General features: G+C 33.0%; 8 protein-coding genes and 1 riboswitch. Of the genes, 3 read left to right on the top strand and 5 right to left on the bottom strand.

Annotated features, from left to right (window positions below; translation table 11 throughout):
* Nucleotides 1-52 precede the first annotated feature (52 nt).
* A complete protein-coding gene (locus B5E75_RS07975; protein WP_087358221.1) occupies nucleotides 53-604 on the bottom strand; it encodes an energy-coupled thiamine transporter ThiT in 552 nt (183 codons plus the stop codon).
* Between the two features lie 64 nt (nucleotides 605-668).
* A riboswitch (TPP riboswitch) is annotated at nucleotides 669-769 on the bottom strand.
* 109 nt (nucleotides 770-878) lie between these two features.
* On the opposite strand from B5E75_RS07975, the gene B5E75_RS07980 reads away from it, so the two are divergent.
* Nucleotides 879-2,069 (top strand): acetate/propionate family kinase, encoded by a 1,191-nt coding sequence (locus B5E75_RS07980; RefSeq protein WP_087358222.1) that lies wholly within the window; start codon nucleotides 879-881, stop codon nucleotides 2,067-2,069.
* 35 nt (nucleotides 2,070-2,104) lie between these two features.
* Here B5E75_RS07980 and B5E75_RS07985 read toward each other — a convergent pair whose 3' ends face one another.
* The 4 genes from B5E75_RS07985 to B5E75_RS08000 form a co-directional block, all read right to left on the bottom strand.
* Nucleotides 2,105-6,220 carry a SpaA isopeptide-forming pilin-related protein gene (locus B5E75_RS07985; protein ID WP_087358223.1) on the bottom strand — a complete coding sequence of 1,372 codons (4,116 nt, stop codon included), beginning with the start codon at nucleotides 6,218-6,220 and terminating at the stop codon, nucleotides 2,105-2,107.
* Between the two features lie 121 nt (nucleotides 6,221-6,341).
* A complete protein-coding gene (locus B5E75_RS07990; protein WP_420866395.1) occupies nucleotides 6,342-6,656 on the bottom strand; it encodes an AzlD domain-containing protein in 315 nt (104 codons plus the stop codon).
* Nucleotides 6,653-7,348, bottom strand: coding sequence for an AzlC family ABC transporter permease (locus B5E75_RS07995; RefSeq protein ID WP_087358224.1), 696 nt, complete (start codon nucleotides 7,346-7,348; stop codon nucleotides 6,653-6,655). The genes B5E75_RS07990 and B5E75_RS07995 overlap by 4 nt, the downstream gene beginning before the upstream one ends.
* Nucleotides 7,349-7,390: 42 nt before the next feature.
* Nucleotides 7,391-7,912, bottom strand: coding sequence for a hypothetical protein (locus B5E75_RS08000; protein ID WP_087358225.1), 522 nt, complete (start codon nucleotides 7,910-7,912; stop codon nucleotides 7,391-7,393).
* Between the two features lie 348 nt (nucleotides 7,913-8,260).
* Here B5E75_RS08000 and glmS point away from each other — a divergent pair, with 348 nt between their 5' ends.
* Nucleotides 8,261-10,063 carry a glutamine--fructose-6-phosphate transaminase (isomerizing) gene (gene glmS / locus B5E75_RS08005; protein WP_087358226.1) on the top strand — a complete coding sequence of 601 codons (1,803 nt, stop codon included), beginning with the start codon at nucleotides 8,261-8,263 and terminating at the stop codon, nucleotides 10,061-10,063.
* A 112-nt stretch (nucleotides 10,064-10,175) separates the two neighbouring features.
* Complete coding sequence (locus tag B5E75_RS08010; RefSeq protein ID WP_087358227.1) at nucleotides 10,176-11,435, top strand: hypothetical protein; 1,260 nt, start codon at nucleotides 10,176-10,178, stop codon at nucleotides 11,433-11,435.
* Nucleotides 11,436-11,657 lie beyond the last annotated feature (222 nt).

Below are 11,657 nucleotides of genomic sequence, written 5' to 3' on the forward strand. Positions count from 1 at the left end.
AAAGTAAATTTACTATTTTCTAACGTATTAAAAAATCTCTCATAAAGAGAGATTAGTGAAAAGCATTTTTTAAACGTGAATATAATAATGGAACAACAATCATACATAATATAAGCGTTGGAGCAACATAAATCGCATTATATCTTAATGAATAAACAATAGGATTCATACCTTCAGGAGCGTAACTGGCAAACAAGAATGCCCCTGATGCAAAATGCGATAAATATTTTAAAAACATAACAAAAACAACACCCCAGCAAATGGAAATATGACCTATTTTTTGAGTTTTGATTAATGGTGTTAAACCACAAACTGCCAGCGGTAAAACATAGTCAAGCAAAACTGACCATGGCCCATAATATTGAGCAATTCCTAATACAAATTGCAATAAAGCGACACCAACACCACAGATCACCCCATAACCGGCTCCCATCAAATATCCACATAACATAATCGCAATAACATCAACTGAAATCGTTCCACCTTGTGGCAGTGAAGGAATCACTTCATTGACATAACTTAAAACAAGTGTAATCGCCATAAACATCGCAAGCATACACATGTTTCTAATTGAGTATTCTACTCGCATAACATTTTTCATCATCTTTTTTCTCCTTTCATTCAGCCAACAAATAAAAAAAGACTTTTCTACCCACGTAAAAAAGTCACAATTTCATTATTTGCACTCTCTACGCTGGCATTACCCAGTTCAGATCATAAGGGATAAGGTTTCCACCTTTCTCAGCAAAATGCACCCCCGGCCTTTTTCTATTATAATCCTTTTTAGAAAAAATACAAATATTTTTGATAAAACATTTTTTTCTAGTTTTTTTATAAATAAATGTTATAATAAAAGGGAATTAAGGGAGGATAAGAAAATGGCAAAAATTATTGCAGTTAATGCAGGAAGTTCATCACTAAAATTCCAATTATTTGAAATGGATGATGAATCTGTAATTACTTCTGGAGTGATTGAAAGAATTGGTTTAGAAGACTCTATTTTTACAATTAAATTTAATGGTCAAAAAGATGTTCGTACTTTACCTATTCCAACACATAAAGAAGCTGTTCATTTATTATTAGATACATTATTAGAAAAAAATATCGTATCATCACTTGAAGATATTAAAGGTGTTGGACATAGGGTTGTTCAAGGTGGTTCTTATTTTAAAGAATCTGCCATTATTGATGATGATGTTGTAAGTAAAATTGATGAATTAAAATCATTAGCTCCTTTACATAATCCTGCTCACTTAACAGGATACTATGCTTTTAAAGAAGCTATTCCAAATGCTGGAGCAGTGGCTGTTTTTGATACAGCATTCCATCAAACATTAGAACCAAGATGTTATATCTACCCAATTCCATATAAATTCTATACTGATTATAAAGTGAGAAAATATGGTGCACACGGAACTTCACATTATTATGTTTCTCAAAAAGTCATTGAAAAATTAGGAAATCCTGAACATTCTAAAATCATTGTTGCTCACTTAGGAGCTGGAGGATCTCTTACAGCTGTTAAAGATGGAAAATCTATTAATACTTCAATGGGATTTACACCATTAGCTGGAATTATGATGGGAACTCGTAGTGGTGATTTGGATCCTTCTATTATTGACTACTTAATTGAACAAGTTGGTATGGATATGAAAGATGTTATTCATATGTTAAATAAAGAATCTGGTTTATTAGGTGTTTCTGGTGTATCAAGTGATTTTAGAGATGTCTTAAATGCAGCTAATGAAGGAAATGAAAGAGCAAAACTTGCGATTGATATTTTCTTTAGACGAGTTATTGCTTATATCGGAAGATATTTCATTGCATTAGGTGGATGTGATGCCATTGCCTTTACAGCAGGTATTGGTGAAAACTCTGCTTATGCAAGAAAAGAAATTTTATCATTAGTAAGCGAAGCTTTAGGTATTGTTGTTGATGATGATGCTAATGAAAATGGTGAAGGAGAACGACTAATTTCTGCACCAGAATCAAAAATTAAAGTTTATGTCATTCCAACAAACGAAGAACTTGTGATTGCTAGAGATACAAAACGCTTATTAAATTTATAATTAAAAAGATGCAGAGATTTCTCCCTGCATCTTTTTTACATATTGTCTTCTTTTTTTGATCTATACTTCAACATGATCATCAAACCAAGACTTCCTCCAGCTAATATCACCATATTCATGATATTGGATGAGTCCCCAGTTTTTACAATCACTGGTATTCTAGTATTTTCATACTGTAAACTATGAATGTTTCCAACACCTTCAAGTTGATCATCAATCACTATTTTTACAACTTCATCAGACAACTGATAACCTTGTGGTGCTTTAGTTTCTTTAAGATAAACAATCTGACCATATGCTAAATCCGTAAAAGTCACTATTCCTTTATTGATATTGGCTTTGATTGTCTTTAATGGATTCTGACACTTTTCATCTGAATATATTGTAAATTCAAAATCATTATGAACAATGTTTTGATGTGTCTGACTATCAATCTTATTGACCTGAATATCCGTTAAAATACGATCATCCGTCATTGTCAATATCATATCCTGTGTCTGATCCACAGTAAAAACAATTGATGATGCTTTCTTATATCCTTCTGGTGTTTTGATTTCAGTAAGTGTATAAGTTTCACCTGCTTTTAACCCTTTAACAACATGATATGTACCATCTGTCGTCCATTCATCAATGATGTTATTTTGCTGGTCAGTTATCTGTAAAATAGCATCCTTAACAATATTTCCATTATCATCTTTCTTTTGAACACTGACTCTTGTATCAATCATTGATAAGTGCATATCTTCATCTTCTTTAACGATAAATGGTATTTCATTAGCTGTCACATATCCATCAGGTGTTTTGATTTCTCGTAAAATATAAGTTTCACCAACTTTCAATCCTTCTACAAGATGTTTGGATTCATCACTAACCCATTGATCAACAATATCCTTTGTTTTGGTACTAACCACCTGTAATGTGGCTCCTTTGACAGGTTTTTCATTGGCACCTAATTTTGTCACATCTACCTGTGTGTCATTCATCACAATCGTCTGTTTGTTTTTGGACATTGTAAATTTCACATCTTTGGCATAAGTATATCCAAGTGGTGTCAAATCTTCACGATAGATATAATCTTTTCCCATGACAAGTCCTTTAATTAAGTGCGTTTGTCCATCACTTGTCCACTGTTCTACAATTTCTCCAGTTTCAGCATCTATCACAGTGTATTCTCCACCTTTGAGTTCTGTTCCATTAAGATCCTGCTTAGAGAAATATGTTTCTGTTAGCTTGTTATTGACTGTCTTTTCCACTACATATTCTTTCGTTGTATTGTCTTTCATTTCAAACACAAAGGTCACAGGTTCATCCAAAAGTACATAGCCATCAACAGTCTTGATTTCTTCAACTTTATATTGTGCTCCATCTGTTCCAAGTGGTAAATCCTTTAATTCCAGTTTTCCACTTTCATCAATCATATAAATACCATCAGTTGCAGTGTCCATATTGACAGGTTCACCTTTTTTGTAGATGAGCTTTCCAGTTGTTGGATCAACGATATCGCTGTTAGCTGTCACTTTGAACTGGGCTCCACCAACTGCTGTGTCTTTATCTAACTCAAATGTCTTGTGCAAAATCAAATGACCTGTTGGTTTTTCATTGACAAATGTTACTTCAATGACTGGCTGATGATCTTCATCAAAAATGATGTCCTGACGATCAGAAGAAATTTCAACCTTGATGTCATCACCTATTAAGAATCCTTCAGGTGTTTTCAATTCCTCAATGGTATATATTCCTGATTTGACCATATCATCCAAGACAACATACCCCTTTTCATCTGTTGTCCATTCGTCTTTATAAACTAAACCGACTTTCTGTTTGACATAATTTCCGTCTTCATCTTTTAGCTTAAATGTGGCATGAGATAAAGTCACCTTTTGTCCTTGATCATCAGTTTTAACAATCTTTAGCCATGCCTTGAATGGAGCATTGTTGACCATTCTGTATTCCATTTCCTGATCCTGATCAATGGTGATAAAGAAATCACCACTGGCATAATAATTTTCTGGTGTCTTTGTTTCCTTGACTTGATAAATACCATAAGGCAAATCAACAGATGTATCTCGTCCTGTTTGATCTGTGACGAGCACATCATACGTTTTAGCTTTTTCCCATCCATTCTTTTGAACATCTGAGTAAAGTTTGATTGTAAATTCAACACCTGCCAAACCTTGTGTAATACCACTTGATCCATCAGAACCCATCTTAGCGACTTCAAGTTTTCCTTTGATGACCTGTTCTTTAGAAACAACATTTTGAGTCACAACCTGTTGTGTTGAATTGGAAGATGCCAATGACACAATCTGTGGTGAATCTAATAAATATCCAACACTTGGTTTTGTTTCTTCAACACGATATACTCCCATTGGTAAGTTAGACCAAGAAATCTTCGCATTGTTGTCTGTTTTCTTTGTTCCTGTATCGCCCCAAACGCCATTACCAACTGTTTTTTGAAAAATGACTTCATCTTTTGTATAAAGCACTGTACCATCAGCCGGACTGAGAATATTGTCATTGGCTTTCAAGACATATTCTGCTTCTTTTAAAGTGGCATCACCCTGTGCACTATTACCTGTTTCTTTGTCCTGTTTTTCGAGTTCAATTTTCCCTAGAACAGGCTCATTATAGATTTCAATCGCATAAGTTTTGCCATTTTCAGTCACACTTTGGTTCTTTTCCAGTGTCACAATGACATAGTTTTGTGGTGCTTCTTTTTCAAGAATCGTATATGTTCCATAATCAAGCAAACCTGTTTTGGCAATACCTTCATTATTTGTAGAGATTGTTGAAACAACTTGATTGCCACTTAATACTTCAAACTTTGTCCCAGCTTTCTTGACAATCTCGCCGGTTTTCTTATCTTTCTTGACAACTTGAATATAACCTTGTTTCCAGTTATTTGTTTGTGTAAATGAAGCTGTCTGTCCAGCTTTTAATTCGACTGAATGAACTGTTGAATCCAAAACAAGATGATCTGGCACTTTAACTTCCTGTATATAGACAGTGGCTGGTTTTAATTGACTGATGGTTACTGTTCCATCTTTACCAGTTGTATATGTGCCTAGACTTGGATTCATATTGGCATTATAAGAGATTTTAAACTGAACATCTGAAATATAATTTCCTTTGTTGTCTTTCTTTACTATCTTTAAAGCAGACGTTCCAATCTTGATTTTAAAGAAAGCACTTGGTAAAGCTTCATCCAGTTTTCCAGCAATCGCAACTTTTTGATAACTTTCAGAACTGTCTAGACAAATAAGCTGTCTTTTGTTTAAATCTAGACTGTTGGTTGCTGAAACAGTTTTAGTATCTTCAAAAGAAGCATTGGCTGTTATTTTTAAAATATTTCCGCTTTTATCAAATGATAGCCCATCAGATTTGAAATCATATCTATCCAAGACACCATTTTGATCGTTCATCTCCATATAATAATGACTGTCATCAAAGTCCGTCATTTCATAAGTCTTGGCTAAACTTTCACTCTTAGCAGCAAAACTAGGAATTTTGCTCCAAGAAGCCAATGTTTCACTATAGGAATCATAGTATTTTTTGACATTGGATTTGGTTGTTGCATTATCCCAGTTCAATGCATTATAGACAGAAGTTGCCCCACTCGTTGTGACTCCTCGATAGCTGCCATCCGCCTTTCTTTCACCTACCATGATTTCCCATACAATGATCTGAGCAGCATACCATTGATAGGCATTACCCTTAACTGCTTTCAATGAGCCACTCGTATTGTATTCTACATTGATTTTAGTAGGAGCAAGACTTAAAACTCTACTAATCAATATTTCTTTTTGTGAAGCACTTAAGTATTTGTTTTTCTGTGCTTCCTCAATCAAATCAATCGTATCAGTAGGTGTATACTGTGTTCCATCATGAACAGCTTTACCATGTTCAAGACAATAAAAATACTGTCCATTTGTTGTTAAAAGGACAGTCACACCTTCATCATAGGCACTTTCATCCAAGATTGTACCATCATTGAGTTTGGCTCCATCTTTTGTCGTGACACCCGGTAAATAATTGTAGGTGTTCATCTCATAAGATGCTGCGTGAACTTGACCTATGTTTAACGCAAATAAACAAGATAAAATTGATAATAAAACTTTTTTAAATCCATGAAATAGTTTATGTTTATTCATCCTTTTCCCTCCTTTTTGTGGCTAAACATAACTTTCTTGTCTACATCACCTCCTTTCATGCTAAACAAAAAGACAGGTTTTCTCCTGTCATGAAATTGAATTGATAATGAAAAAATCCCATTTAAAATGGGATCACAATTTGGGCTATAAAACTACATATCACTGTCATACAGGCTACAAAAACAAGCCCTTTTTGTCGATAAGCAAAATAAATACCTGCCAGTCCTCCTATAAAAGCACTGACCATATTTCCAGTTGCATAAAAAATACTTGGAAAAGTTAAAGCCGATAGTACAGCATAGGGAACATAATATAAAAGTGAGCGGATAAAGCGAGAATGAATTTCTTTTTTAAAAAAAGTTAATGGCAACATTCTAGGTAAATAAGTCATGACAGCCATCACTAAAACAGTCATCAGCAAATAACTTGTCATCATTCTTTTTCCTCAATTGGATAACGCCAAGCGCCATACAATGCTGCCAGTAACGTTGCGATAATCAATTGAAATCCACTCGATAATTCTTGAAACAAAGGAGTCACATACATTAACGTTGAAAGAATAGCTGCCAATAAAACGACTTCTCCAAAAGCACGTGATTTTGAAGATGCAGGAATAATAATGGCTAAAAACATACCATATAAAGCGAGTCCCATTGCATTTTGTAAAGAGGCTGGTAATAAATTGGTTAATGTTTCTCCTGCCAGTGTTCCACTTGTCCATCCAATAATCGGTATCAGTATAAAACCTGCCATATAAGGAAAAGAGAGAGTCTTCTGTTCTAATGATGCCAGACTAAATGTTTCATCTGTAATGCCAAAAGAAATCACCATTCTTTCAAGTGTTGACATCTTTTGATCAATCTTTTGGCTTAAAGACAGTGACATTAAAAAATAACGTGCATTAATCATCAAGAGTGTCAAAGCGGTTTCCATATAAGATGCCTGAACAAGCATTAAGGACACACCCGCAAACTGTCCTGATGATGTTAAATTTGTTATAGAAATCAAAGTTGCCAGTCCTAACGGCAAGCCACTTGAAGCCACAAAAACACCAAAAGAAAAAGAAACCGGAAAATATCCTAAAGCAATCGGTAAAGATCTTCTACACCCACTCAAAAATTCCTCCATCAAATCCCCTCCATATATCCCTATATGATACATGAATCAAGATTACTTATCAAATAAATTTTTTTCAATAAATGTCATAATTTCTTCTCTTGATGTTAAAACTTGATAAAAAGACTTTCTTAAATCTAATCTTTGAATATCTACTGAGCGAATATCACTCAATTGAATACGACAATATGTTATATGTGTATCAGTTTTTATTTTAATATCTTTTTCAAACAGTGGATTGACAGGTGTCGAATCTTTCTTTATAGATGTACATGGAACAACAAGCATCTTATATCCCATATCTTTTAAAACATAACACCAATGTCCATCCATTAATTCTTTAGGAAAACCTCGTCCAATATTAAAATAGGCTAATTCATGGATATGTGGTCTTTTATGTACGTGATAGAAAGTCTGATTACAATCTCCATCTTTAACAAGATGACAATAAAAATATTCCAGCTGACTTGTTTGATGCAACAGGGCATAACTATATTTTTCAACATCATAAACACCGGATTCTTCTAATTTTTTTAAAGATTTATTCATTTCTAGTAAATTATTACGTATACTCATAATAACCCTCCTATTATATATATACGCATATTTTTCTCATTTTTCTTTTTTTTAAACGAAATTTTTTTATTTTTTTTATTTTATAGATGTGATGCAGTGATTTTTAAAATATGAAAACTATTGTTTCATCTTTCATGTATAATAGCAGTGTTGATGGAGTTTTTTAAAAATGAAGCGCCTGGACTTTTTTCAAAGTTGACGAGGACCAGATTTATCGAAAGATTCGGCGGATGATCTGGAGGTATGATGCTACCTGAACGATGAGCAAAAATAATGAGTGATCATTAAACAAATATCATCAGGCATCACTTCATCATATAATCAATTGAATATATGGAGGAAGATTTTATGTGTGGAATTACAGCTTATTGTGGAAAAGGAGAAGCTTTGCCTTTTTTAATGCAAGGTTTATCTAAATTGGAATATCGTGGTTATGATAGTGCCGGTATTACAACATTAGAAAACAGTCAATTAGTCACTATCAAATGTAAGGGAAGATTGGAAAATTTAGAAAATAAACTGAAAAGTCATCAATTACATGGACATGTAGGTATTGGACATACAAGATGGGCAACACATGGTATACCATCTAATCTCAATTCACATCCACATACCAATCAAGATGAAACAATCGCATTAGTGCATAATGGTATCATCGAAAATTATCGTGAATTAAAAGATGAACTTATCAAAAAAGGATATCAGTTTCAATCTGATACTGATAGTGAAGTCGTTGTCTTGCTTTTGGATAGTCTTTATGAAGGGGATCTTTTAGCAGCAACACAAAAAGTATTAAAACAAATCAAAGGAAGTTATGCATTATGTATTCTTTCAACACTTGAACCAGATCATATCATTGTGGCGAAAAAGGATAGCCCATTAATCATTGGAAAAACAAATGATGCCTATGTCGCTGCAAGTGATATTCCTGCTTTATTAGAGTATACAAAAGATGTCTATTTTTTAAATGATTATGAAATGGCTGTTTTATCTTGTGATCATATTGATTTTTACAATCATGATGGACAAAAGATTGAAAAAACTTCAACAACAATTCCTTATGATTTAGAGGCAGCTAAAAAAGATGGCTATGATACTTTTATGTTGAAAGAGATACATGAACAGCCTCATGTCATTGCAGAAACATTAAGAGGACGTATTCATCAACAACATATTGTCTTAGATGAATTAAAAGACATTGATTTTTCAAAATTCAACAAAGTCTATTTTGTAGCCTGTGGGACAGCCTATCATGCTTCATTATGTGGGGCTCATGTTTTAAAGAAAGTTGCTCATCTTCCCGTGTTAAGTGAAGTCGCAAGTGAATTTCGTTATAATGATCCATTGATTGATGAAAAGACATTAGCCATCTTTGTATCACAATCTGGAGAAACCGCTGATACTTTGGCAGCATTACGTTTAGCTAAAGAAAAGAAAGCCACAACTCTTGCTGTTGCGAATGTTTTAGGAAGCACCATTTCTCGAGATGCAGATTATGTATTGTATACATGTGCTGGTCCAGAAATTGCTGTTGCATCAACGAAAGCTTATACAACACAGCTTGTTCTTTTAATTTTATTAGCTTATTATATAGCACAAAATTTAAATCAGGATGTTCACGATGATGTCATTAAGCAATTACAGCTTATTCCTCAATATGTGGACAATATTTTAAAAGATGAACCTGTGTTTGCACAATATGCGCATATGTTAAAGGATATGCATGATGCTTATTTTATTGGAAGAAATTTAGATTATGCCAGTGTGCTTGAAGGAGCTTTAAAACTCAAAGAAGTTTCTTATGTTCATGCCGATGCTTATGTGGCTGGTGAATTAAAACATGGTCCAATTGCCTTAATTGAAGATGGGTCTGTTGTTATTGCTGTCGCAACCCAGCCTCATATTGCTCAAAAAACAATCAGTAACATCCAGGAAACGATTGCCAGAGGAGCCCGTGTCATTTTACTGACAACACATCATGAAGAAGTTAAAAATGTACAAAACACTTACTATTTACCCGATGTTGAACCAACATTACAAGCAATTCTGGTTGCCATTCCTTTACAGCTTATAGCTTATTATACAGCTTGTCTTAAAGGTTGTGATGTTGATAAACCACGTAATCTGGCTAAATCAGTGACGGTTGAATAAAAACACTTTCGAGTGTTTTTCTTTTGGTCAAAAGTATTTCATGTGAAAAATCAATCTTTATTCTTCACAAGAAGTTATGAAATTGATATAATAGTAAACGAGGTGATGAATCGTGGAAAAACGTGAACCAAAAGATTTAACAAATTATGATAAACGTTTTGAAGAAGATCCAAGCTCATTTAATGATTTTCAAGCTATGGATTATGTAAAGGAATTGAAAAATCAAGGACGCACTGATGATGCAATTGAAGTAGGAAAGACTTTCTTACAAGTTGGTGAAGGTTTAAGTGGTTTTATTAATCATTATGGTTATGCACTTTATAATAAATATATCAATATTGATGAAGACAAAATCAAAGAAAAAGAAGATTTATTTTTCTCTATTGTTGATGAAATCACAAATTTATGTAAACAAGAAAAGTATTCTCCTTTAGAAGCAACAATCAATAAAGCAATGAAGTATGTCATGAACCAGAAACCTGTGAACTATCAAAAATTATCTACTCTTTTAGATAAACTTGATGTTCAAACATTAAGCATTGATCCTTTTATCAACAATGCTGGTAAAGAATTTGAATCTAAAAAAGAAAAATGGTATCGTTTAAAAGTCAGATGCTCATATGAGTTAGAAGATTATAAAGCCTGTGTAGAATATGCTAATAAAGCATTGACACAACCTATCAAATGGCATTATAACAACCTTAACTGGGTGAAATATTATCGTGCATCTTCACTTGTCCATTTACAAAGATATGAAGAAGCAGAAAATGAATTCTTAGCTTTAGGTAATAGAATTCCTCATGTTGATTCTTTCCAGGTTCTTTATGATTTATATATGCATACTGGAAAAGTTAAAGAAGCTTATACAAATTTGATTTATAAATTCTTTAAATCTGGATATAATCTTGATGAATTATCAACTTATGAAATGATTTTAGATATGGTTAAAACTGGTCAAAATCAAGAAATCATCAATCTAGCCAATGCTTTTGTTTATCAAATCAAAGCAGAAAATCAAAAAGAAATTTCACAAAACACTATTTTAGAACAATATCAGAATATGGATAGCAGTTCTTTATATGATCGTTTATATAATCAATTAATGGAACATCTTGATGAATATATTGATCGTTATGAAGCAAAAGTTGTATATTATAACAAAGATAAAGAATTTGGTAGTCTTTATTTAGAAGATGATGATCCATTATTCTTTAGACAATCTGATTATATTTATGATGAAGTTGTTGAAAAATATGATGTAGTTGAATATAGTTTAATGAAAACTTATGATTTCAAAAAACAAAAACCATCTTCAAAAGCCATTTTATTAAAAACATTATATGAAGATATTCAATACGGTAATCTAAAATAACACGGGGTTGTGGGGTTTTGGATTATAAGAAATTGTGGGAAGAACAGCCTTCCCACAATTTTAAAACTGTATAGGAGAATCATGATCTGATGATGGGTCATGATTCTTTTTTTCTGCTTTTTCTATCAGTTTATCTAACTTCAGATTGATTTCCTGAGTCAAGTCATCCAGTTCATCTGCATATTCGTATATCATATTGAGTCTGTATAGTATGTCTTCCAG

This window comes from Massiliimicrobium timonense, assembly GCF_002160865.1.
In the GTDB taxonomy this organism is placed as follows: Bacteria; Bacillota_I; Bacilli_A; order Erysipelotrichales; family Coprobacillaceae; genus Allocoprobacillus.